We start from the raw sequence: 24,634 nt of genomic DNA, 5'->3' as shown, positions 1-24,634 counted from the left end.
GGCATCGTGACGACTGACGCAGCAAAGCCGACCGACGCACGCGCTCGCGTGGCCGTGGTCGGCAGTCTGAACATGGATCTCGTCGCGCGCGCGCCGCGCTTGCCGTCTCCCGGCGAGACGCTCGCGGGCCATGCCTTTGCGCAGGTGGCCGGCGGCAAGGGCGGCAACCAGGCGGTGGCCGCGGCGCGCCTGGGCGCCCAGGTGGCGATGATCGGCCGGGTCGGCGCCGACAGCAACGGCGAGGTATTGCGCGCGGGGCTGATGGCAGAAGGTATCGACTGCGGCGCGCTCGAAACGTCGCCTGGCGCGCCGACCGGCGTGGCGTTGATCATCGTCGACGACGCGAGCCAGAATGCCATCGTCATCGTGGCCGGCAGCAACGGCGAACTCGCGCCCGAAACGATCGCGCGCCATGAGGCCGTGCTCGCGCGGGCCGGCGTCGTGGTCTGCCAGCTCGAAACGCCCACCGACGCTGTGGCGGCCGCGCTCGCCGCTGCACGGCGCCTGGGCACGATCACCATCCTCAATCCAGCACCCGCCACGGGGCCGCTGCCCGCGCAGTGGCTCCCGCTCATCGACTATCTCGTACCGAACGAACTGGAGGCGGCCGCGCTCACCGGCTTGCCCGCGAGCACGCCGGAAGAGGCGGCGCGGGCGGCGTCGGCGCTGCGGGAGGCGGGCGCACGCAATGTGCTGGTGACGCTCGGAGCGCAGGGCGTATGTGCGCTGCTCGACGGCGCCGCGCCGGTCCATCTGCCCGCGCCACGCGTCAATGCGGTGGATACGACGGCGGCCGGCGACACCTTCGTCGGCGGCCTGGCCGCGCGCCTGGCTGCCGGGGCGCCCGCGCTCGAAGCCATTGCTTTCGCATTGCGCGCGGCGTCGGTTTCAGTCACGCGCGCGGGCGCTCAACCCTCTATTCCCACGCTCGCCGAACTCGCGGGCTGAGCGCATCAGCACGTCTCGCTGGCATCTAAGCCATGACCGGCCACGGCGCGGCTTATTCGCGCCGCGCCTGATTGTATTTCGCCAATACTTCATACCATATACACATTTCAAGACCTTGAAATCCTGTGCCGTAAACGCCTGTTAGAGCGACCACTCGATGTCGGGCGTTGGGCCCGACCATATCACAAGCGTTGGGGGAGTCATGGGCAAGGGCATCAGTATCAAGGCGCGCATTGGCATCACAATGGGCTTTCTGGCGACGTTGATCGTCGCGATCAGTGCGGTCGGGCTGCTGGGTCTCACGCGTTCGAACGACGCGTATCGCGAGACTTTCACCGACCAGATGCCCAGTTCGCACGCGGTCAATCTGGCCGAAATCTATGCGGCACGCGAGCGTCTCGCGCTCGACCGGGCCGCCTTCGAACAGGGTACGTCCGACGCCGCGGCGACGGTCGACCGTGCGCGCATGCTGCGTGGCGTGTCGGACGACTTCTGGAAGAAGTACATGGCCTTGCCGCACGCCGGCGAGGAAGCGCGCCTCGCTCAGGATGTCGGAGCCCGGCGCGAGGCCCTGCACCAGATCGCGGACCAGTTCATGACGACCGTCCAGTCGGGCGATCAGGCGAAGGTGGTGGCCGGCGCCAAGGCGCTGAAGGAGGCCTACGACGGGCTCTCGAAGGCCGACGCCGTGCTCGACAAGTTCCAGATGACGCAAGCGCAGCAGGGCTTCGACGACGCCCAGGCCGCGTTCTCGGAGCTGCGCGTCGCGTGCATCGCGGCGCTGCTCGTAGGTATCGGCGCCGCCGCCTATTCGTTCTTCTCGCTGCGCCGCGCTATTGCGGAGCCGCTCGGCGAAGCGCTTGGCGCTTTCCATGCGATCGCCGCCGGCGATCTGCGCCGGCCCGTGGTCGTGCGCCGCAACGACGAGATGGGCGAACTGCTGGGCGGCGTCGCGCAGATGCAGCGCAGCCTCACCGAAACGGTGCGTTCGGTGCGCTCGGGCACCGAATCGATCGCCACGGCCACGCGTGAGATCGCCGCGGGCAACCTCGACCTCTCGTCGCGTACCGAAGAGCAGGCATCGGCGCTCCAGCAGACCGCGTCGAGCATGGAACAGCTCACGGGCACCGTGAAGCAGAACGCCGACAACGCCCGCCAGGCCAGCGCGCTCGCCGCCAACGCCTCGGAAATCGCCAACAAGGGCAGCTCGGTCGTCAATCAGGTGGTCGGCACGATGGGCGACATCAACGACAGCTCCGCGAAGATCGCCGACATCATCACGATCATCGAGGGCATCGCGTTCCAGACCAACATCCTCGCGCTCAATGCGGCCGTCGAAGCGGCACGCGCGGGCGAGGAAGGGCGCGGCTTCGCCGTGGTGGCGGGCGAGGTGCGCAGCCTCGCGCAACGCTCGTCGGCGGCGGCCAAGGAGATCAAGGGGCTCATCGACACCTCGGTCGAGCGCGTGCAGGCGGGCTCGGCGCTCGTCGACGAGGCGGGCCGCACGATGACCGAGATCATCGCCGCGGTGCAGCGCGTGACCGACATCATGGGCGAGATCGCGGCGGCTTCGCAGGAGCAGTCGGGCGGCATCGACCAGGTCGCGCGTGCGGTCACGCAGATGGACGAGGTGACCCAGCAGAACGCGGCACTCGTCGAGGAGGCCGCCGCCGCGGCGCAGTCGCTTGAGGACCAGGCGGGACGCCTGCGCGAGGCCGTCGCCGTATTCAATCTGGAAGACGCAGCGCTCGGCGCAGCGCAGGTGAAGCCTGCGCCGGCAGCCGCCAGGACGGCTTCCGTCGCCCGTGCTGCTGCCACGCGCCAGGCATCGGGAGCCGGGGCAGCGGCGCCTGCCGCAAAGCGCGCGCCGCGCAGCACTCCGGCTGCCGCCGCCGCCCAGCCGGCCGCACGGCCCGTGGCAGCCCCCCGCGCGCCCATGAGCGCGGTGGCGTCGGCTGCCGGTTCGAACGGCGACTGGGAAACCTTCTGACATTCATCCGCCAAGCCGCGCGGGCCGTCCGCGCACGAGAGCCAGCCGCTGTGCCGCAGCGGCTTTTTTACGCCTTTGACCCCGTTGTGCGGCCCCGCCATGCGCCATGTGGGCGCCGTTACGGTACATTGTCAGCCGTGTCATCTGCGCGGCCCGGTCGGCGCGCTACACTGCGGCGCCCAGCGGTGCCCGCGAGCGGCATGGCGTCGTGCTGGACGGTTCAGCCCGCGCCGATGTCCGGGCGCGGCCCAAACGGGGTGGCACCGCAGGAGGAACGACCCGCCCCGCAGGGGCAAGGCAGGCGCACCGCGCCAGGCAGGACGGATTGGCCGGCATCGAGCGCCAGCGCCGCATGACAGCACAAACAAGGAACCCGACATGACGCATGACGATCTCGCGCAACGCCTCGTGAATGCGCGCCGGCATCATCATCTAATCGAAACGCTGGAACCCGAGCGCGTGCCGCCCGACGCGGCCACGGCCTACGCGATCCAGCAGGCGGTGCTCGCCGGGCTCGAGACGACCACGGGCGGCTGGAAAGTGGGCGCACGCGCCCCCGGCGGCCCTGCCTCCGGCGCGCCGATCCCGGCGCCGCTCGTGCACGCCTCGCCGGCGCGCTTCGAGCGCCGCCACTTTTTCCGCGTGCTCGTGGAACTGGAAATCGCGTTTCGTTTTTCGGAACCGATCGTCCCGCGCGCCGAAGCCTATGCGCGCGACGAGGTGCTCGCGCGCGTAGGCCAGATCGTGCCGGCCATCGAGATCGTCGACAGCCGTTTCGCGCAGTGGCCCAACGTCGCGCCGCTCGCCCAGCTCGCCGATGCACAGAACAATGGTGCACTCGTGACCGGCCATGCGCTGCCGTACCCAGCGCTTGCCCGCGTGCTCGATTTCGTCGCGCCTGAGCTCGAACTGACGTTCGACGGCGCCTCGCTCGTGCCGGAGGCGCCGGGCAACCCCGCGGGCGATCCGCGCGAACTGCTGGTCTGGTTCGTCAATCATTGCGCCGCCATGGGCATCACGATCGAGCCCGAATGGACTATTACGACCGGCACCTATGTCGGTGCGCACCGCATCGATACACCGGGCCTCCTGCACGGCCACATCGACGGGCTAGGGGAAGTCGAAGTCGAGTTCGTCTAGGTCGCCCAGGGGCGCATCGTGTAACTGTCGCACCTGTCATATTTGCTCTCACGAACGGCCGCCGCGCGCATTGCGCGGCGGCTTTATTTTTTTGTACGCGTTGTGCGTCCCATGGGTGTAAACCTGGCAACCTGTCACGCGCGTCATCTTCATCGCGAGTCCTTCGCGCATCGTCCGATTGGAGCGGGAAAACCATTACTGCCGACAGGGCCGGTCAGCGGCGGTTGGCATCCGCGCAAGAATGCGCGGCAGGTCACCGACGACGGCGAAATCGACGCGTAAAACGGGAAAAAAATCGCATTGACGCGTGCTCACAACATTTGCGTGGCAGTTCGCAATGCGCGCGCGTTCTGCGGGCTCGCGAACAAATCGTAACGAATGGGTGTGCACCGGCGCTGCGTTGGTGCGTTTGATGAAGAGGCGCTGCGTATGCCGGAGTGCCGGACAGGCCGCATGACAAGGCGAAAAGCCGGTCGAACATCAGGTAGAAAGTGGCGTGCTGCGAATGCCCGGCCCGATGGAATTAGCCAACACGCAGGCACAGCATGTGGGAAGGAGCGTGACCCCGGTCTGAAATTTGCACCAGTAGGGAAGATCATTGTAAGTCGTTGTCTGGCGCCCTCCAAGCGCTCAATAATGCTTAGCTTTAGAGGGCACATCAGGCGCGATTTAACGGTGCGAAAAATTTCAAAAGGGTTTAGGATGAATTTGAGCGATGTCGTTTCCGAATAGCGCGCCGCGCACGACATCGGTCGCAGATCTTGGCGAGGAGGTAGCATGGATATCTATAGCAGCTTCGCGACCCGCTTCGAAAAAACGCGAGAGGAGGAGTTCTCGCTCGAGGAGTATCTCGCGCTCTGCAAGGAAGATCCCAATGCGTACGCCACGGCTGGCGAACGCATGCTGACGGCAATCGGCGAACCCGAACAGATCGACACCCGCAACGATCCGCGTCTGTCGCGCATCTTTGCGAACAAGGTCATCAAGGTGTATCCCGCATTCCGCGAGTTCTATGGCATGGAAGACGTGATCGAGCAGGTCGTCGCGTACTTCCGCCATGCGGCGCAAGGACTCGAAGAGAAGAAGCAGATTCTCTATCTGCTCGGTCCGGTGGGCGGCGGCAAGTCCTCCATCGCCGAGCGGCTGAAGCAGCTCATGGAGCGCGTGCCGTTCTACTCGATCAAGGGCTCGCCCGTGAACGAGTCTCCGCTCGGGCTGTTCGACTACGACGAAGATGGCCCGATACTCGAAGAGCAATACGGCATACCGCGCCGTTACCTGCGCAGCATCTTGAGCCCGTGGGCCGTGAAGCGCCTGCACGAATACAACGGCGACATCCGCAAGTTCCGCGTGGTGCGCCGCTTCCCGTCCATCCTGCGCCAGATCGGCATCGCGAAGACCGAACCTGGCGACGAGAACAATCAGGACATCTCGTCGCTCGTCGGCAAGGTGGACATCCGCAAGCTCGAGCAATATGCCCAGGACGACGCCGACGCCTACAGCTACTCGGGCGGCCTGTGTCTCGCGAATCAGGGCCTGCTCGAATTCGTCGAAATGTTCAAGGCGCCGATCAAGGTGCTGCACCCGCTGCTCACGGCCACCCAGGAAGGCAACTTCAAGGGCACCGAAGGATTCGGGGCGATTCCGTTCAACGGCATCATCCTCGCGCACTCGAACGAGTCGGAGTGGAAGGCGTTCCGCAACAACCGCAACAACGAGGCACTGCTCGATCGTATCTTCGTGGTGAAGGTGCCGTACTGCCTGCGCTACTCGGAAGAGATGAAGATCTACGAGAAGCTGTTGCGCAATTCGTCGCTGGCCGAGGCCGTGTGCGCGCCTGGCACGCTGAAGATGATGGCGCAGATGTCGGTGCTCACGCGCCTGCAGGAGCCGGAGAACTCGAGTCTCTTCTCGAAGATGCAGGTGTACGACGGCGAAAACCTCAAGGACACCGATCCAAAAGCGAAGTCGTACCAGGAGTACCGCGACTTCGCGGGCGTGGACGAAGGGATGAACGGGGTTTCGACGCGCTTCGCGTTCAAGATCCTCTCGCGCGTGTTCAACTTCGACTCGACTGAAGTGGCCGCGAATCCGGTGCACCTCATGTATGTGCTCGAACAGCAGATCGAGCGCGAGCAGTTCCCGCCGGAAACCGAGCAGAAGTATCTGTCGTTCGTGAAGGACGTGCTGGCCTCGCGTTACGCGGAGTTCATCGGCAAGGAGATCCAGACCGCCTACCTCGAGTCGTATTCCGAATATGGGCAGAACATCTTCGACCGCTATGTCACCTACGCCGACTTCTGGATTCAGGACCAGGAGTTCCGCGATCACGACACGGGCGAAAGCTTCGATCGCGCGGCATTGAATGCCGAGCTCGAGAAGATCGAGAAGCCCGCGGGCATCAGCAACCCGAAGGACTTCCGCAACGAGATCGTGAATTTCGTGCTGCGTGCGCGTGCGGCCAACGCCGGCAAGAACCCGGCCTGGATCAGCTACGAGAAGCTGCGCGTAGTGATCGAAAAGAAAATGTTTTCGAACACGGAAGAACTTTTGCCGGTCATCTCGTTCAATGCGAAAGGCTCGGCGGAAGAGCAGCGCAAGCACGAAGACTTCGTCAACCGCATGGTGGCGAAGGGTTATACGCCGAAGCAGGTCCGGTTGCTCTGCGACTGGTATCTGCGGGTGCGCAAGTCGTCGTGAACGAAGAGGCTTTACCGTCCGAGTGCGCTGCCGCAGTTTTGCGGCGGCGCAAAAGGACCCCCGGCGGGGCGCAGGCGGCGTGGCCATGAGCGGGTGAACGCGGCACGCACGATGGCAGACGCGGCAATGAACACTGCGCACCTCGCCCATTCGCAACTGGAGCGGGAGACTGGATGTGCTTCATCAAATCATCGACCGCAGGCTAGCCGGAAAGAACAAGAGCATTGCTAACCGCGAGCGCTTTTTGCGCCGCGTGAAGAACTATATTCGTCACGCCGTTTCGGAAGCGGTGCGTGACCGCAGCATCAAGGACATACAGAGCAACCAGAGCATCACCATTCCGCGCAAGGACATCGCAGAGCCGTCGTTCCGGCACGGCCCCGGCGGCAAGCGCGAAATGGTTCACCCAGGCAACGAGGACTATATTCGCGGCGACCGCATTCCGCGTCCACAGGGCGGCGGCGGCGGTGGCGGCAGCCAGGCGAGCAACGAGGGCGAAGGTCAGGACGACTTCGTGTTCGAACTCTCCCGCGAAGAATTCATGCAGTACTTCTTCGACGACCTCGAACTGCCGCGCCTCGTCAAAACCCATCTCATGGCCGTGCCAACGTGGAAGAGCATCCGCGCGGGCTGGGCTGCCGAAGGCACGCCGAACAACATCGATGTCGTGAGATCGCTGCGCAGCGCGCTTGGCCGTCGCATCGCGCTCGGCGCGCCGCTCGTCAACGAACTGCACGAACTCGAGGAGCAGCTCGAAGCGCTCAAGGCCGACCCGGCCGACCGGCGTGAAGAAATCGCGCGGCTCGAAGAGCAGATCCATCACCTGCGCGGGCGCATCTGGCGCATTCCGTTCATCGACCCGTTCGATCTGCGTTACGTGAATCGCGTGAAGCAGCCGCAACCGTCGAGCCAGGCCGTGATGTTCTGCCTAATGGACGTGTCGGGCTCGATGGACGAGCAGCGCAAGGACTTGTCCAAGCGCTTCTTCATCCTGCTGTACCTGTTCCTCAAGCGCAATTACGAAAAGATCGAGGTGGTCTTCATTCGCCACCACACGCGCGCCGAGGAAGTGGACGAGGACACCTTCTTTCATTCCACCGAAAGCGGCGGCACGGTCGTGTCGAGCGCACTGGAGCTGATGAAAAAAGTGATCGAGGACCGTTATTCGCCAAGCGACTGGAACATCTACGGCGCACAGGCTTCGGACGGCGACAATTGGACTGACGATTCGCCCAAATGCCGCAAGATTCTCGCGGATGACATACTGCCGCAGGTGCGCTATTTTGCGTATATTCAGGTCACGCCGGAGGAGCAGAACCTCTGGCTCGAATACGCGCAGCTCGCACTCACCGAACCGCATCTGGCGATGAAGAAAGTCGACACCGCGGCGGACATCTACCCGGTGTTCCGGGAGCTTTTCGAAAAGCAGGTGGAACACTCATGACGACACGCCACCTGCACAATGAGGCGCGCGGCTACCAGCCGGAGCGCCGGAAGACGAGCGGCCACGAAAAAGGGCATCATGGCGAACACGGTGACGAGCGCAAGCCCGGCCACCATGAAGACGCCGAAGCGCCGGGACATGCCGCCGGGGCTGCTCGCCACAAGGAGCATGGGCTCGCCCAGCAAAGGGAAGTGCAAATGAACGTAGCCGACAAACGGCCGTTGCCGTGCCCCTCCGACTGGACCTTCGAACTCATCGAGGAGTACGACACTCATATCTCGCATGTTGCAGAGCAATACGAACTGGATGTTTATCCGATCCAGCTCGAACTGATCAGCGCCGAGCAGATGATGGACGCCTATGCGTCCGTCGGCATGCCGGTGAACTATCGCCACTGGTCATTCGGCAAGCACTTTCTCTCCACCGAAAAGAGCTATCGCCGCGGCCAGATGGGCCTCGCCTACGAGATCGTCATCAACTCCAACCCCTGCATCGCGTATCTCATGGAAGAGAACACCATGACGATGCAGGCGCTCGTGATCGCGCACGCCGCGTACGGGCACAACTCGTTCTTCAAGGGCAATTATCTGTTCCGTCTCTGGACGGACGCGCACGCCATCATCGATTACCTCGTGTATGCGAAGAATTACATCGCCGAATGCGAGGAGCGTTATGGTCTCGACCGCGTGGAAGAGTTGCTCGACTCGTGCCACGCGCTCATGAATTACGGCGTAGACCGCTACAAACGTCCGCAAAAGCTGTCGCTCGAGCGCGAGGCCGCATTGCGCCGGGAACGCGAGGCTTATCTGCAGTCCCAGGTCAATGAACTATGGCGCACGCTGCCGAAGCAGCAAATGCCCGTTGCCGAGGAGATCGACGAGCGCTTTCCGCCGGAGCCGCAGGAAAACCTGCTGTATTTCGCCGAAAAGAACTCGCCGCTGCTCGAGCCGTGGGAGCGCGAAGTCATACGCATCGTGCGCAAGATCGGGCAGTACTTCTATCCGCAGCGGCAAACCCAGGTCATGAACGAAGGCTGGGCCACATTCTGGCATTACACGCTGCTCAACACGCTCTATACGCAGGGCAAGCTCGAAGACGGCTTCATGATGGAGTTCCTGCATTCGCACAGCAACGTGATCTATCAGCCGCCGGTGACGAAGCCGTATTACAGCGGCATCAATCCGTATGCGCTCGGCTTTTCGATGATGAGCGACATTCGCCGCATCTGCGAGAACCCCACGGAGGAGGACCGCAAGTGGTTCCCCGAGCTGGCCGGCAGTCCGTGGCTCAAGGCGCTGCACTATGCCATGCGCAACTTCAAGGACGAGAGCTTCGTGGCGCAATACCTGTCGCCGCATCTGATCCGCGAAATGCGGCTCTTTTCGGTGCTCGACGACGACATGCGCGACGCACTCGAAGTCTCGGCCATCCACGACGAAAGCGGCTACCAGTACGTACGCCAGGCGCTCTCGCGTCAGTACGACATGCATCACCGCGAACCGAATATTCAGGTGTGGTCGGTGAACACGCGCGGCGATCGTAGCCTCACGCTGCGTCACTTCATGAGCGACAATCGCCATCTATCGGGTGACACCGACGAAGTGCTGCGCCACATGGCGCGCCTCTGGCAGTTCGACGTGTTCCTCGAAAGCGTGGATGAGAACGGCACGGTACGAAAACGCTACGAATGCCGTTATATGCCGCCGCCGATTCGGGTATAGCCATCGCGCTGCGTGACGCGGTTGAGCGGATCAGTCATGAGGCCAGCCTGCGGGCTGGCCTCTTTCATTGATGCGCGAGCAACGACGTTGCAATCGAACACGTACTGGAACGCGCCCGCGCGCTAACATACTGCGCCAGTGAGCCCGCAGCTAAAAAAAACACCGCCCGAAGAGGCGGATTTCGAAAGGATGGCGTAATGGCGTTTGAACTGTTTCGCGGCGTGCGTCCGCTGTCTCGTGCGTCTGCATTGCGTGATGCGCTCGCCGGCGTGCAGCTTGCCTCGATGAACGTGCCGCAACTGCTTGGCTATGCGCGCATCGCGGGCATGCCTGCCGTCACCGGTCTGTACACAGGCTTTCTGCCGCTCGTTGCGTTTGCACTCTTTGGCGCGTCGCGCCATCTCGTGGTTGCCGCCGATTCCGCCACGGCCACCATTTTCGCGAGCCGTCTCACGACCATGGCAGCGCCTTCGAGCGCTGAGTATGTCGCGCTCGCGGGCATGACCGCCTTGCTCACGGCCGTGATGTTGTTGATCGCACGCCTGTTTCGGCTCGGCTTTCTCGCGGACTTTCTCTCGCGCACCGTCCTCGCAGGTTTTCTCACGGGCGTGGGCGTGCAAGTGGGCGTGGCGATGCTCGGCGACATGCTTGGCATTACTGTCAATTCACGCCGCACGGTCCTGCAGATCAAGCAGATCGTCACGCAACTGGGCACGATTCACTGGCAGACGCTTGCCATCGCCGTGGTGGTCGTAGCGGCGATTCTGGTCTTCAAGACGTACCGGCCGCGCTGGCCGGTGCCGCTCGTCGCCGTGGCGGGCAGCATCGCCGCGAGCGCCATGCTGAACTTCGCGGCCCACGGCATTTCGGTGATCGGGCCAGTGCAGGGCGGCTTGCCGCGCCTGAGCTTTCCCGCGGTGGGCTGGTTCCAGATGATCGATCTGCTGCAGGTGGCGGCGTCGTGCTTCGTCATCATCGTCGCGCAAAGCGCCGCCACGAGCCGCGCGTTTGCCGAGCGCTACGGCGAGCGCACCGACGAAGACACCAATCTCCTCGGCCTCGCGGCGGCCAATGCGGCGGCTTCGATGAGCGGCGCGTTCGTCGTGAACGGCAGCCTCACGCAGACCGCCATGGCCGATCAGGCCGGCGCGCGCAGCCAGTTCGCGCAGCTCGTGTTCGCGGGCGTCGTGCTCGTGGTGCTGTTGTTCTTCAGCCACCTGCTGCAATATCTGCCGCACTGCGTGCTGGCCGCGATCGTCTTCACGATTGCCGTGGGGCTCGTGAACATTCGCCAGCTGATCGACATTCGCCGCGAAAGTCCCGGCGAATTCCGGCTCGCGGTGACGACGGCGCTCGCCGTCGTCGTGATCGGCGTGGAGAACGGTATCCTCATCGCGATCGGCCTGTCGTTACTGCGCCACGTGCGCCATAGCTACCGGCCGCACACCATGGTGCTCGTGCCGAACGACGAGGGGCACTGGCTGCCCGAGCCCGCGCAAGCGGGCCAGCTCACGGCGGCAGGGCTGATCGTCTATCGCTTCGGTGCGGACCTGTTCTATGCGAACGACCATTTGTTCGTCGACGAACTGCGCATGCTGATCGATCGCGCGCCGTCGCCCGTGCACTGCGTGGTCGTGGATGCGGGGGCGATCACCGATCTCGACTATTCCGCGGGGCGCTCCGTCATCGACCTCTGCGCGGAACTCGCGGAGCGCGGCGTGAAGGTGATTTTCGGGCGCGTGAACCGCTATCTGCTTTCGGACATGGATCGGCATGGCATCACAGCCGTGGTGGGCCGTGCGAACATCTTTCCGACCCTGCACGAAGCGCTCGCGGCAGTGCGTCCCGAACTGGAGTCGCGCTCGGATGCGTGACGCCCGTGTAGCCATGCTACAAGCCAGACGAGCGTGTATGCGGAAAACGTGTGAAGCAGCTACATAATAACGTCCATAAAAACCCCGATTGCCCGCCGGAATTCGCCGCTGCTATTGTGCGCCTCAAGCGCTGTGGAAGCGCTTCCACTCCAACCCGATCCGGCTACCCAGAACGCCGGTGACTTCCGCGCAGGAGGCTTCGTGACTCAGGACACCGCATTGCCGCATTCCGCCGCCGCAGTTGCCGACGATCCGTTCACTCCGCCCGCCAGCTCCGCACTGTGGCGCAGCGACTTCCTCCTGGGCGCGGCCACGGCTTCGTATCAGATCGAAGGCGCCATTCACGAGGACGGGCGCATCCCCTCGATCTGGGACACGTTCAGCGCCACGCCGGGCAAGGTGCTCGCGGGCGACACGGGCGCCGTGGCCTGCGACCACTATCACCGTTGGGAGTCCGATCTCGATCTGCTCGAGAGCCTTAACTTCGAGGCCTATCGCTTTTCGATCGCGTGGCCGCGCGTCATGGACGAGGCGGGCCGGCCCAATGCCAAAGGCATCGCCTTCTACAAGCGCTTGCTGGAGCGCCTGAGGGAGAAGGGCGTGCGCACCTTCGCCACGCTCTACCACTGGGACCTGCCGCAGCATCTGGAAGATCGCGGCGGCTGGCTCAATCGCGACACCGCATACCGCTTCGCCGACTACGCCGACCTCATGAGCCGCGAACTGTCCGGCCTCGTCGACGCATGGATGACGCTCAACGAGCCGTGGTGCTCGGCGTACCTCGGCTACGGCAACGGCCATCACGCGCCGGGCCTCGCGAACGGCCGCTATGCCACCCAGGCGATGCATCATCTGCTGCTCGGCCACGGCCTCGCTACCGGCGTGCTGCGCGCGAACGATCCGGGCTCGACCAAGGGCATCGTGGCGAACGTGGGACGCGGCACGCCCGATTCCTCGTCGCCGGAAGATGTGCGCGCCGCACGCCGCTTCGAAGTGCAGCACAACGCGTGGATTCTCGATCCGCTGCTCAAGGGCGCGTACCCCGAAGAACTCTTCGAGCTGTGGCCGGGCACCGAGCCGCTCGTGCTCGAAGGCGACATGAAGACGATCTCGGCGCCGCTCGATTTCCTCGGCATCAACTACTATTTCCGCACCAACGTGAAGAGCGACGGCGCGCACGGCTTCGTCGAAGTGCCGCTGAAGGACGTCGAGCGCACGCAGATGGGGTGGGAGGTTCACCCCGACGGTCTGCGCGACCTGCTGATCGGTTTCGGTCGCACCTACGAGAACCTGCCGCCGATCTATATCACCGAGAACGGCATGGCTTCGGACGACCGCGTGAGCGAAGGCGAGGTCAACGATACGCAACGCATCTCGTTCCTCAAGCGCCATCTCGCCGCGGTGGACGCCGCGATCAAGGCGGGCGTGGACGTGCGCGGCTATTTCGTCTGGTCGCTGCTCGACAACTTCGAATGGGCGTTTGGCTATGAGCGGCGCTTCGGTGTCGTGCATGTCGATTACGACACGCAGGTTCGCACGCCCAAGCGCAGTGCGGAACTCATTGCGCGTTTCATCGCGCAGCGGCGCGCGCTCGACGGCGCTTGATGGCACATCAAGGGCGCTTGACAGGGTTACCGAGCAAGGGCAACAACTAGCGTGACAACCACGGCAGGGCATGCGACGCTCGGGCATGCCGTACGACGCGCCGTGGGCCGACGAAATTTCCAACCCAAAAGCTTTTGCAGACCAACCCGGAGCAACCGGAGCCCTGCATGGGCCCGACGCCGGTGCCGAAAGCACTGACGCCAGGCGACAGCTGAAGCGCCAGCTCCGGATCGACAGGAGACGCAATGAAGCACAACGCACCCGTTCTGCGCGGCATCGTGGCCGCTCTCGCGCTGGCCGGCGCGCTCGCGGCCCACGCCGCGGAGCCGCTGAAGGCCAACGTGATTCACTGGTGGACGTCGGGCGGCGAGTCGGCCGCGATCAAGCAGTTCGCGCTTGCCTACGATCAGGCGGGTGGAAAGTGGGTGGACAACGCGATCGCCGGCGGGGACCAGGCGCGCGCAACGGCAATCAACCGCATCGTGGGCGGCGATCCGCCCACCGCTGCGCAGTTCAATACGTCCAGGCAGTTTCACGATCTCATCGACCAGGGACTCCTGAACAATGTCGATGCGGTCGCAACGAAGGAGAACTGGAGCGCCAGCTTCCCTGAATCGATTCTCACGGCGATCAAGGTCAAAGGGCACTACTATGCCGCGCCCGTGAACATCCACATGCAGGACTGGTTCTTCTATTCCAAGCCCGCGTTCGCCAAGGCCGGGATCAAGGGCGAACCGCAGAATTTCGACGAACTCTTCGCCGATCTCGACAAGCTCAAGTCGGCTGGGGTGATTCCGCTCGCGCTGGGTGGTCAGGCATGGCAGGAGAAGATCACCTTCGACGCCATCTTCGCCGACATGGACCGCGATCTCTACATGAAGGTCTACCGCGACCGCGACGCGAACGCCGTGAATTCGCCCGCGTTCCGCAACGTGCTCACGACCTTCAAGCGGCTGCATAATTACGTGGATCCGGGCTCGCCTGGCCGCAACTGGAACGACGCCACGGCGCTCGTGATTTCCGGCAAGGCGGGCATGCAGATCATGGGCGACTGGGCCAAGGGCGAATTTTCGGCCGCGAACCAGGTGGCGGGCAAGGACTTCGGATGCTTCCCCGGTTTCCCGAAGTCGCCGTACATGATCGCCGGCGACGTGTTCGTGTTCCCGAAGACCGACAATCCCGAGCAGGTCAAGGCGCAGCAACTGCTCGCCACGGTGATGACGTCGCCTGCCGCACAGGTCGCGTTCAACCAGAAGAAGGGCTCGATTCCGATTCGCCCCGACGTGGACACCTCGGGCTTCGACATCTGCGCGAAGGAGGGCATGACGATCATGAAGGACAAGTCGCGGCAACTGCCGAATCCGGAAATGCTGATTCCGCCTGATGTCCAGGGCGCGCTGCAGGACGTCATCACGAACTTCTGGAACAAGAACCAGTCGGCCGAAGACGCGCAGAAAGCCTTTGCCACGGCAATCCAGAGCTGAGCGCAACCATGTACGCCGCCAAGCTGCACCCGGCCAAACGCCAAGCGGGGCAAGTGCGCAGCGCGCGCCCCGCGCGGCGGCGGCTCTCGCTCGCCGCCTGGATCGCGCTCGCGCCGATGGCGGCGACGGTCCTGTTCGCGTATCTCGGCACCATGCTGTGGACGGCGCGCGTCTCGCTCAGCCTCTCGCGCTCGCTGCCCACCAATACCTTCGCGGGCGTGACGCAGTACGTGCGGCTCTTCGAGAACGACCGCTGGATCCTGTCGCTGCAGAATCTCGTGATCTACGGCGTGTGCTTCATCGCGGCGTGCCTCGTGATCGGGCTACTGCTCGCGATCTTCATCGACCAGCGCGTCGTGGCGGAAGGCGCGCTGCGCACGGTGTTTCTCTATCCCTATGCGATGTCGTTCGTCGCAACGGGCCTCGTCTGGCAGTGGATCCTCAACCCCGAACTCGGCGTGCAGGCCGTGCTGCGGCACATGGGATTCGAGCACGCGCGCTTCGACTGGATCGTCACGCAGCGCTTCGCGATCTACACGCTCGTGATCGCCACCGTGTGGCAGGCCTCGGGTCTCGTGATGGCGCTGATGCTCGCGGGGCTGCGCGGCATCGACGACGAAATATGGAAGGCCGCGCGCCTCGACGGCATTCCGCGCTGGCGCGTGTACGCGAGCATCGTCGTGCCGATGCTCAAGACCTCGCTTTCCACGGCATTCGTGCTGCTCTTCGTGATGGTCGTGAAGCTTTACGACGCCGTGGTCGCGATGACCCAAGGCGGCCCCGGCACCGCGAGCGAGGTGCCGGCGAAATTCATCATGGATTACCTGTTCAATCGCGCGAACATCGGGCTCGCTTCGGCAGCGTCGATCGTGCTGCTCGCTACCGTCCTCGCGATTCTTGCGCCATTCTTCTACGCGCGCAGCCGCGCGGCGCTCAAAGGAGACCGGGCATGAGCACGCCTTTGGCCGATTCGCTGCGTCCCGCGCCCGCTTCCGCGCGTGCGGCGCAAAAGCGGCGCAAGCCGCGCAGCCGCTTCACGCCCGCGCGGCTCGGCGTCTATGCGTTTCTGTTCACGGCGGCGCTGTTCTTCCTGCTGCCGCTCTATGTGATGCTGGTGACTTCGGTCAAGCCGATGACCGAGATCCGCCTCGGTCATCTGCTCGCACTGCCGGTGCAGTGGACGCTCGCGCCGTGGCGCGACGCGTGGTCCTCCGCGTGCACGGGGCTCGACTGCAGCGGCATTCGCGTGGGCTTCTGGAATTCGGTGCGCATCGTCGTGCCGAGCACGGTCATCTCCATTGCCGTGGGCGCCGTGAACGGTTACGCGCTGTCGTTCTGGCGGCCGCGCGGCGCGGGCGTGCTGTTCGGCATTCTGCTCGCGGGCGCGTTCATTCCCGTGCAGGTGATGGTGTACCCGCTCGTGCGCGTGCTGGCCTTCGTGCATCTGTTCAGCTCGCTGCCGGGCATCGTCCTGATACACACGATCTTCGGCATGCCGGTCATGACGCTCCTGTTCCGCAACTACTATGCGTCGTTGCCACAGGAGCTGTTCAAGGCCGCGCGCATCGACGGCGGCGGGTTCTGGCGCATCTTCATGCAGCTCATGCTGCCGATGTCGGTGCCGATCATTGTCGTGGCGATCATCATGCAGGTCACCGGCATCTGGAACGACTACATTCTCGGCCTCGTGTTCGCGGGCACGAGAAACCTGCCGATGACGGTGCAGCTGAACAACATCATCAACACGACGACCGGCGAGCGTATCTATAACGTCAACATGGCCGCGACGATCCTCACGTCGGCCGTGCCGCTCGCGATCTACTTCATTTCGGGGCGCTGGTTCGTGCGCGGCATCGCCTCGGGCGCGGTGAAAGGCTAGGAGCAGGGCATGGGCAATCTCACGAACGTTTCCGTACGCAACCTGCGCATCGACCTCGGCGCGAACACGGTGATCGACGAACTCGATCTCGATGTGCGCGCAGGCGAGTTCGTCGTGTTGCTCGGGCCTTCGGGCTGTGGCAAATCCACCTTGCTGCACAGCATCGCGGGCCTCGTCGACGTGACCGACGGCAGCATCGAGATCGGCGGCGAGGACATGACGTGGGCCGACCCGAAGGATCGGGGCGTGGCGCTCGTGTTCCAGTCGTACGCGCTCTATCCGACCATGAACGTGGAGCGCAATCTCTCGTTCGCACTGCGTATCAATGGCACGCCGAAGGCGGAGATCGACCGCCGCGTGAAACGCGCCGCCGACATGCTGCAGCTCGGGCCACTGCTTTCGCGCAAACCCGCGCAGCTCTCGGGCGGCCAGCGCCAGCGTGTGGCGATCGGGCGCGCACTCGTACGCGAGGCGGACGTGTTCCTGTTCGACGAGCCGCTCTCGAATCTCGACGCCAAGCTGCGCACCGAATTGCGCCGCGAACTCAAGCAGTTGCATCAGCAACTCGGCGCGACGATGATCTACGTGACGCACGACCAGGTCGAGGCGATGACGCTCGCCACGCGCATGGCGGTGATGAAGGGCGGGGCGATCCAGCAGTTCGGCACACCGGCCGAAGTCTACGCGCGCCCAGAGAACCTGTTCGTCGCGACCTTCCTCGGCGCGCCGCCGATGAACCTGCTGCGTGGCAGGCTCGAAGCCGACGAAGGCCGGCTGCGCTTTCGCGGGTCAGGCCTCGACGTGGATGTGTCGGCTTACGCGTTCAAGGGCACGCCGGATCCGACACGCCCCTGCGTGCTCGGCGTGCGCCCGGAAGACGTGCGTGCAGGCGGTGCAGTGCGCCCGCACGAGGCGTCGTGGGAAGGCCACTTGACGCTCGTGGAGCCCATGGGCAATCATCGTGTCCTGTGGATCGAGCATCAGGGGGGGCAGATCGCGTCGATCGATCAGGACAAGACGCCGCTGGCGAGTGGGGCGGCGGTGCCGTTCTCCATCGACGGTGCGCATGTTTCGCTATTCGACGAAGAAACCGGCGCACGCATTTGATGCACACAACCGATAAAGACAGAGAGGCCAGGAACGTGGCGACCCTGAAAGACGTGGCGGCGTTGGCCGGCGTGGGCCTTTCGACAGCTTCGCGGGCGATATCGGGCAACGGCCCGGTATCGGCAGAAGCAGCCGCGCGCGTGCAGGCTGCGATCGAACAGCTCAATTTCCGGCCTTCGTCCATCGGGCGGGCGATGGCCACGAAGTCGCTCGGCATCATCGGTATCTTCGTACCGACGTTTTTCGGCTCGTACTACGGCACTATCCTGAAGGAAACCGACACGCAGCTGCGCGCCGTGCGGCGTCATGTGGTCGTGGCAACCGGTTGCGGTGAAGCCTCGCCGCGCGAGCAGGCCATCGAGGCCGTGCGCTTCCTCATCGGCCGCGATTGCGACGGCGTCGTGGTCATCAGCCACGATCTGTACGACGACGACCTGCAGATGCTGCACGCCATGCACCCGCGCATGGCCTTCCTGAACCGCTCATTCGATCAGTTACCCGAAGCATCGTTTTGCGCCGATCACTTTCACGGCGGCGAGATGGCAGCCCGCACGCTCATCGAGCACGGCCATCGCGAGCTTGCGGTGATCGGCGGCCCGTCCACGTCCTCGGACAATGCGGCGCGTCTGCATGGTTTTTTCGCCGAGCTGGCGCGTCACGGCATCGAGCGCAGGACCGTGCCGCATATCGTCTCGGACTTCTCGCCCGAGGGTGGCTATGTGGCGGCCGGGACGCTCCTCGAACGCAAACATCGCTTCACCGGGCTTTTCTGCGCGAACGACACGATGGCCATGAGTGCGCTCGCGCGTCTGCAGCAGGCAGGGTTGCGCGTGCCCCACGACGTTTCGGTGATCGGCTACGACGACGATTATTCGGCGGCCTACATGGCGCCTGCGCTGACCTCGGTGCACATTCCCACAGCGGAGCTCACGCGCAATGCGGTGCGCTGGCTCATCAACCAGTGCTACGGCACGCAGTGGCCGATCGAGCGCACGTTTCCCGTAAGCGTGACGCTGCGCGATTCGGTGGCGCGGGCAAAGTAACGCGCGCGTCCCGTGCAACGAGCAGCAGCGCTGGAGTCGAAGGTGAGGGGGGCGCACCCGGGAGACGGCAAGTCGCGTAAAATCGAACGCATTCCCAATCCCCACGTTTTCCATTCATGCCCGCGCAAGACCCGGCTGGTACGGTCAAGAAAGAAGAAGGCGTCGCTGTCATCGACCGCGCGTGTGCCATCCTGTTTGCGTTTCGCCCCGGAGACAGCGCGCTCACGCTCGCCGAACTCGCAGCGCGCACGGGCCTCTATAAAAGCACGTTGCTGCGGCTGGCCGGTGCGCTGATTCAGCATCGCCTGCTGCTGCGCCTCGACGACGGCCGCTACCAGCTCGGCCCCGCCACGTTCGCGCTGGGCGCGCTCTATCAGCGCGGTCTCAACATGGGAGACATTCTGCTGCCGCTCATGCGTGAACTGGCCGCGGCGAGCGGCGAGAGCGTTTCGTTCTACGTGCGTGACAACGCGGTGCGCGTGTGCCTGCATCGCGTCGATTCGCATCATGTGGTGCGTCACCATGTGCGAGAGGGCGACGTGCTGCCGCTCGAAAGCGGATCTGGCGGCCGCGCGCTGCTGGCATTCGGCGGCGAACCGGGCGAGCCGTTCGAGACCATTCGCCACGACTTCTACTGCATCTCGATCGGTGAGCGCGACCGCGAAACCGCCGGCGTGTCCATGCCCGTGTTCGGCGTTCACGACACCTTGCGTGGCGTGCTCACGCTCGCCGGGCCGAGTTCGCGTATCGACGCGGCGTTCGTCGAGCGTCATCTCGACGCGCTGTTCGAGTGCGCGATACGCGCTACCGACGCGCTCGGCGGCGACTCGCGCGCGCTGCGCGCCGCCCAACGTGCGCACGCCGCGCACGCACGTCAGGACGCCTGAAGCCACGCGCGGCTAGCGCATACATTGCAGGCGCAAAGCACCGTTTGCACACGGTCGCTTTCACGGGGCGTTGATCAGGACTGCTCTAGATGCCGCTCCGGCGCACCAGTATAGGCATACGGAATCTGACGCGGCATGGGCCCCTTGTTACGCTCGCCGCGCCCGCGCTGCTCCCACGCATGCGCGAGGATGCCCACCGCGCGCGAGAGGCAAAACACGCCGCGCGCCAGTTCGGGCGCAAAGCCCAGTTCGGCGTAGATAACGGCCGTTACGCCGTCGATGTTCATCGGCACGGGGCGGTCCTTGCGCTTTTTCAGCAGTGCTTCGATGCCGCGCGCAATCGCGGCGTAGCGGCCCTTGATGGTGCCCGACGCCACACGTGCGTCGACGAGCGCGAGCAGCCGTCCGGCGCGCGGATCGACCGGATGGAAGCGATGGCCGAAGCCCGGGAGATACTTGCCGTGAGCGGAGATGAACTCGTCGACGCCGGCTTCGACCGCCGCGTCGAATGGGGCGCCTGCCACGATGCGCGCGGCGATGTCGGCATAGAGTTCGACCGCCTGCTGGCCGGCGCCGCCGTGCACGTCGTCGAGTGCGTTGAGCGCCGAGGCCATTGCGCCGTTGATCGGCAAGCCGCAGCTCGTGGCCATGCGCGAGATCGCGATCGAAGGCGCGTGTGGTCCGTGATCGACCGAGGCTACGAGCGCTGCTTCGAGCAGCGTGGCCTCTTCGTCGCCGGGCAGTTCGCCGCGCAGCATCAGCCAGATCATCTGCGGGAAACTCACGCTGCCGATCAGCTCCTGGATCGGATAGCCGCGCACCTTGATGGAGCCCGGATGGATGTCGATGATCGAGGTGCTCCAGTAGTCGGCGCAAAGGGCGGCGAGATCGGGCGTGGCTGTGTTCGTCGTCGGCATGGTCAGATCACTCCGTCATCGTGGAGAGCTTCGATTTGGGCGGCTTCGTAACCGAGTTGTGCGAGCGTTTCGCGCGTGTGGGCGCCAAGAACCGGCGCGGGCGTGGCGGGCGCGGCGTCGGCATCGGCGAGCCGCAGGCCCGCGCGCGTCACGCGTTGCGCGGCTTCGCCCTGTGCCGGTTCGAACTCGCGTATGAAGCGCCGTTCGGCCAGATGCGGATGCGCGAGGATTTCGGGCACCGAGAGCACGCGGCCCACGGGCACGCCGCGCTCGAGCAGGCGCGTTTCCCAGTTGGCCGCGCTGTCTGGGGCGAGCGCGGTTTCGATCTCGGCCTTGAGCGCTTCGCGATGCTGCTTGCGCGAATGGCGCGCGGAGAAGCGCGCGTCGCGCGGCAGGTCCGGGCGGCCGATCACCTCGCACAGGCTTTCGAACTGGCGCGTTTCGTTTGCCGCAATATTGAGCAGCCCCGCGCCCGTGCGGAAGGTGCCCGACGGCGCGGCCGTGAAATTCTCGTTGCCCATCGGCGCGGGCTCGACGCCGGCGTTCAGGTAGTTCGACACGACCCAGCCCATGCTCGCGAGCGTGGCTTCGAGCATCGAAACGTCGAGGCGCCGCCCGCGGCCGCTCGTTCGCGCGTCGACGAGCGCCGCGCAAATGCCGAATGCGGCGGTGAGGCCGCCCACGGTATCGGAGACGGGATAGCCTACGCGCAGCGGCGCGCTGTGCGCGTCGCCCGTCACGCTCATCACGCCGGACATGCCCTGAATGATCTGGTCGTAGGCCGGGCGGCGCGACAGCTCGCCTTCATCGCCGAAACCGGAAATCGCACAGTAGACCAGCGCCGGATTCACTTTGGATAACTGATCGTAGCCGAGTTCGAGGCGGTCCATCACGCCGGGCCGGAAGTTTTCGACGAGCACGTCGGCGTGGCGTACCAGATCGAGCAAAATGGCCTTGCCGCGCGGGTCTTTCAGGTTCAGCGTGATCGAGCGCTTGCCCGCATTCACGGCCACGAACGACGCGCCCATATTGCGCGCCGCGGCGTCCTTGTCGGCCCCGAGGCGGCGCGCCAGGTCGCCGCCTTCAGGATGCTCGACCTTGGTGACTTCGGCGCCGAAGAGCGCGAGTTGATAGGCGCAGAAGGGACCCGCGAGCACATTCGACAGATCCAGGACGCGCACGCCGGCTAACGGGAGCATGGTTACCGCCTCGTATTGAAAAAATTAGTGGGAGATGTCGTCGAGCGCGCGATTCTTCGTGCGCGGCCCGAAGATGCCAATGGCCGCCATCACCACGATCATCGCGCCGGTAATCAGCGCGAAAACGCCTGGCACCCCGAAGTGGCGCAACGCGAACGCGATCATGAAGCCCGAGAACATCGCGGAAAGACGCGACATCGAATAGACAAAGCCAACAGCGGTGGCGCGCATGCGCGTGGGGAAGAGCTCGACCTGGTACGCGTGGTAGCCGACCGAGAGGAGGGTACCGCCCAGCGTAATGAGCACACCGAGGAACATGAGCATGCCGGCCGAGGTTTGCATGGCGAACAGCGTGCCGCAGACGGCGATGGCGAGCGCGGAGAGTACGACGAGCGTCTTGCGCTCGATGCGGTCGGCAATCGCCATGCCGAGCAGCGGCCCGAACGGATTCGACGCCGCGATCACGAACGAGTAGAGCAGGCTGTGCGTGACCGTGACGCCCTTGGAAACGAGCAGCGTCGGCACCCACGAGGCGAAGCCGTAGAAGCCGATGGCCTGAAACAGATTGAAGACGAGCAGCGTGATCGTGCGGCGGCGGTAAGGCGGCTGCCAGATCTCGGCGAAACGCGCCTTGGCAAGTGTTTGCGCGCTGGCAGGTTCCACGACAGGCGCAGGCAGCGAGCGACCGTGCTGCGCCTCGATCTTCGCTTCGAGCCTCGCGAGAATGCGTGCAGCTTCCTCGGTGCGGCCGCGCTGCGCGAGCCAGCGCGCGCTCTCGGGCACGCGACGGCGGATCGCCCAGGCGATGAGCGCGCCGAACGCGCCGAACATCACGACCCAGCGCCAGCCGTCGAAGCCGAGCGGCGCGCGCGGCACGAACCACCACGCAAGCAACGCAACGGCCGGCACTGCCGTGTACTGCACCAGATGCACGAACGCGAACGCGCGGCCGCGCATGTGCTTGGGCACGAGTTCGCTCACGTAGGTGTCGATGGTGACGAGTTCGACGCCCACGCCAATGCCCGCGATGAGGCGCCACAGGTTGATGCCGGGCGCGCCCGTCTGCAGCGCCATGATGCATGTCGCCACCGAATACCAGAGCAACGATGCGGTGAACAGCGTGCGGCGGCCATAGCGGTCGGCGAGACCTGTCAAGCAGAACGTGCCGATGAAGAGCCCCGCGAACGACGCCGCGACGAAGGCGCCGAGACCCGAGAAGCCGAAGAACGAAGCCGTGGTGGTCGAGTAGAGACCGCTTTTCACGAGGCCCGGCCCGACATAGGCCGTGAAGAACAGATCGTAGAACTCGAACCAGCCGCCCAGCGAAAGCAGGAGCACGAGCGTCCAGATGGCGCGCGTGGCCGGCAGGCGGTCAATGCGCGCGTTGATCTCGGCCGCACTGACGGGCGCGGCGGCATGGTCCCGGAGCGACGCGCGTGTCGCTCCGATTGGCAAGCTGGACATCGGAATCTCCTGAACGCTTCGTTTGCGTGTCTGTCCGTTCTGTTTGACAGAACGTCGTTCTAAAAATATGGGTCGATGATACTGCGAGGCGGTGGGCCAACCGACCAGGACTTTTACTGAGTCGTGCATGCAGGGAGAGGCGACGTGTGCCTCACAGCGGTCCACTGGGCATGCCGTGTGCTCCAAGCCCGTCGTTTTATGCGGATGCTCAGTCAGGAGACGTCTTGAAGAAGAAAGTCTTTTCCGGGGTTCCTGCCGAGTTCGCCTTGTCGCTCTGCGCCGCTATTGCGCTCTCCGGCTGTGCGCATCCGGAGAGCGGGGGCTACACGCAGGCGCAATCGAATGTTCCATCGCCGCTCACCGATCTCGATAACGGCGAGGGAACCGCCGCCGCGAACACGCCGCAGGCAGCCGTCGATGCGCAGGCGCTCGACGCGCTCAATGCCATGGGCGCTTATCTGCGCACGTTGCGCAAGTTCGAGGTCAACGCGGACACGTCGACCGACGTCGTGCTCGACAACGGCCAGAACGCCGCGTTGCTGCGCCATACGGTGCTCGAGGTCAAGCGGCCCGACCGGCTGCGCGCCGAAATCACGGCCAACGGCAACTTGCGCGGGCTGGTCTATGACGGACGCGAGTTCATGACCTTCAACGAAAAGAAGGGCTTTTACACGCGCAATGACGCGCCACCGACGCTCGATGGCCTCGTACGTGAACTCGCGAATACCTGGCGTATCGAGGCGCCGCTCGCGGAGCTTTTCTATTGGGGCAACGGCAAGGACGACAACGCGGCGATCACGGCGGCGCAGGTGCTCGGCGTCGAAATGGTCGATGCGCGCCGGTGCACGCATTACGCGTTTCAGCAGCGTGGCGCCGACTGGGAAATGTGGATCGAGCAGGGACGGCGACCGCTGCCGTGCCATCTGGTCGTGACCGACACGACCCAGCCTTCGAGGCCGCGTCATGAAGTGACGTACCACTGGAATCTGGCGCCGTCGTTCGTCGCATCGACATTCGCGTTGCATGTGAAACCCGGTGCGAAGCGAATCGAACTGGAGCCGGCTGCCGTGCGGCCTTCGTTCGAGGAAGCTCAATGACAGAGCGGCGCAAGCTTGGCAGGTGGCGCCGCCCGTGGATTTTTCTTATTTAACATAAGATAAATTATCGCAGTTTTATATGTGGGGGCTACGTCCTAATGTCGTGTTCTGGCTATTTACAGATGTCGTGTTTTT

The 24,634-nt window shown here is 64.5% G+C and carries 18 protein-coding genes; 15 read left to right on the top strand and 3 right to left on the bottom strand.

Features of this window, described 5'->3' with window-relative positions; genetic code table 11:
• Window positions 1-6: 6 nt before the first annotated feature.
• The 14 genes from rbsK (at window position 7) to ACOJB8_RS23525 (ending at window position 19,822) form a co-directional block, all read left to right on the top strand.
• On the top strand, window positions 7-948 hold the full coding sequence (gene rbsK / locus ACOJB8_RS23590) for a ribokinase (RefSeq protein WP_475014613.1): 942 nt from the start codon (window positions 7-9) through the stop codon (window positions 946-948).
• Between the two features lie 202 nt (window positions 949-1,150).
• Window positions 1,151-2,938, top strand: a complete 1,788-nt coding sequence (locus ACOJB8_RS23585; RefSeq protein ID WP_368610264.1) for a methyl-accepting chemotaxis protein — start codon at window positions 1,151-1,153, stop codon at window positions 2,936-2,938.
• A 378-nt stretch (window positions 2,939-3,316) separates the two neighbouring features.
• Window positions 3,317-4,078, top strand: a complete 762-nt coding sequence (locus tag ACOJB8_RS23580) for a 2-keto-4-pentenoate hydratase (RefSeq protein WP_069265700.1) — start codon at window positions 3,317-3,319, stop codon at window positions 4,076-4,078.
• A gap of 777 nt (window positions 4,079-4,855) precedes the next feature.
• On the top strand, window positions 4,856-6,778 hold the full coding sequence (locus ACOJB8_RS23575; protein ID WP_069265701.1) for a PrkA family serine protein kinase: 1,923 nt from the start codon (window positions 4,856-4,858) through the stop codon (window positions 6,776-6,778).
• Window positions 6,779-6,953: 175 nt separating this feature from the next.
• Window positions 6,954-8,222: a YeaH/YhbH family protein gene (locus ACOJB8_RS23570; RefSeq protein ID WP_069265702.1), complete on the top strand. Its 1,269-nt coding sequence runs from the start codon at window positions 6,954-6,956 to the stop codon at window positions 8,220-8,222.
• Window positions 8,219-9,943 carry a SpoVR family protein gene (locus tag ACOJB8_RS23565; RefSeq protein WP_069265703.1) on the top strand — a complete coding sequence of 575 codons (1,725 nt, stop codon included), beginning with the start codon at window positions 8,219-8,221 and terminating at the stop codon, window positions 9,941-9,943. The genes ACOJB8_RS23570 and ACOJB8_RS23565 overlap by 4 nt, the downstream gene beginning before the upstream one ends.
• 197 nt (window positions 9,944-10,140) lie before the next feature.
• Window positions 10,141-11,817, top strand: coding sequence for a SulP family inorganic anion transporter (locus ACOJB8_RS23560; RefSeq protein ID WP_475014610.1), 1,677 nt, complete (start codon window positions 10,141-10,143; stop codon window positions 11,815-11,817).
• A 201-nt stretch (window positions 11,818-12,018) separates the two neighbouring features.
• Entirely contained in the window at window positions 12,019-13,422 is a 1,404-nt protein-coding gene (locus ACOJB8_RS23555) for a GH1 family beta-glucosidase (protein ID WP_342945774.1), read from the top strand.
• Window positions 13,423-13,667: 245 nt separating this feature from the next.
• Complete coding sequence (locus ACOJB8_RS23550) at window positions 13,668-14,906, top strand: ABC transporter substrate-binding protein (RefSeq protein WP_342945773.1); 1,239 nt, start codon at window positions 13,668-13,670, stop codon at window positions 14,904-14,906.
• Between the two features lie 8 nt (window positions 14,907-14,914).
• Window positions 14,915-15,859 (top strand): carbohydrate ABC transporter permease, encoded by a 945-nt coding sequence (locus ACOJB8_RS23545; RefSeq protein WP_342945772.1) that lies wholly within the window; start codon window positions 14,915-14,917, stop codon window positions 15,857-15,859.
• Window positions 15,856-16,785, top strand: a complete 930-nt coding sequence (locus ACOJB8_RS23540) for a carbohydrate ABC transporter permease (RefSeq protein ID WP_069265708.1) — start codon at window positions 15,856-15,858, stop codon at window positions 16,783-16,785. Before ACOJB8_RS23545 ends, ACOJB8_RS23540 begins: the two co-directional genes overlap by 4 nt.
• Before the next feature lie 9 nt (window positions 16,786-16,794).
• On the top strand, window positions 16,795-17,892 hold the full coding sequence (locus tag ACOJB8_RS23535) for an ABC transporter ATP-binding protein (protein WP_342945771.1): 1,098 nt from the start codon (window positions 16,795-16,797) through the stop codon (window positions 17,890-17,892).
• 35 nt (window positions 17,893-17,927) lie between these two features.
• Window positions 17,928-18,935: a LacI family DNA-binding transcriptional regulator gene (locus ACOJB8_RS23530; protein WP_176732901.1), complete on the top strand. Its 1,008-nt coding sequence runs from the start codon at window positions 17,928-17,930 to the stop codon at window positions 18,933-18,935.
• A gap of 116 nt (window positions 18,936-19,051) precedes the next feature.
• Window positions 19,052-19,822 (top strand): IclR family transcriptional regulator, encoded by a 771-nt coding sequence (locus ACOJB8_RS23525; RefSeq protein WP_069265711.1) that lies wholly within the window; start codon window positions 19,052-19,054, stop codon window positions 19,820-19,822.
• Window positions 19,823-19,896: 74 nt separating this feature from the next.
• Here ACOJB8_RS23525 and ACOJB8_RS23520 read toward each other — a convergent pair whose 3' ends face one another.
• From ACOJB8_RS23520 to ACOJB8_RS23510, 3 genes are read right to left on the bottom strand one after another with little or no spacing between them, the layout of a single operon-like run.
• Complete coding sequence (locus tag ACOJB8_RS23520) at window positions 19,897-20,739, bottom strand: citryl-CoA lyase (protein ID WP_475014604.1); 843 nt, start codon at window positions 20,737-20,739, stop codon at window positions 19,897-19,899.
• Window positions 20,740-20,741: 2 nt separating this feature from the next.
• Window positions 20,742-21,938 (bottom strand): CaiB/BaiF CoA transferase family protein, encoded by a 1,197-nt coding sequence (locus tag ACOJB8_RS23515; protein WP_368606775.1) that lies wholly within the window; start codon window positions 21,936-21,938, stop codon window positions 20,742-20,744.
• 24 nt (window positions 21,939-21,962) lie between these two features.
• Window positions 21,963-23,402: an MFS transporter gene (locus ACOJB8_RS23510; RefSeq protein WP_368606774.1), complete on the bottom strand. Its 1,440-nt coding sequence runs from the start codon at window positions 23,400-23,402 to the stop codon at window positions 21,963-21,965.
• Between the two features lie 224 nt (window positions 23,403-23,626).
• On the opposite strand from ACOJB8_RS23510, the gene ACOJB8_RS23505 reads away from it, so the two are divergent.
• Window positions 23,627-24,499: a DUF2092 domain-containing protein gene (locus tag ACOJB8_RS23505; RefSeq protein WP_475014601.1), complete on the top strand. Its 873-nt coding sequence runs from the start codon at window positions 23,627-23,629 to the stop codon at window positions 24,497-24,499.
• Window positions 24,500-24,634 lie beyond the last annotated feature (135 nt).

The sequence above is a fragment of the Paraburkholderia sp. BR10141 genome (assembly GCF_056155635.1).
Note: the sequence above shows the minus strand (reverse complement) of the source record. Positions and strands in the feature narration are given on the sequence as shown.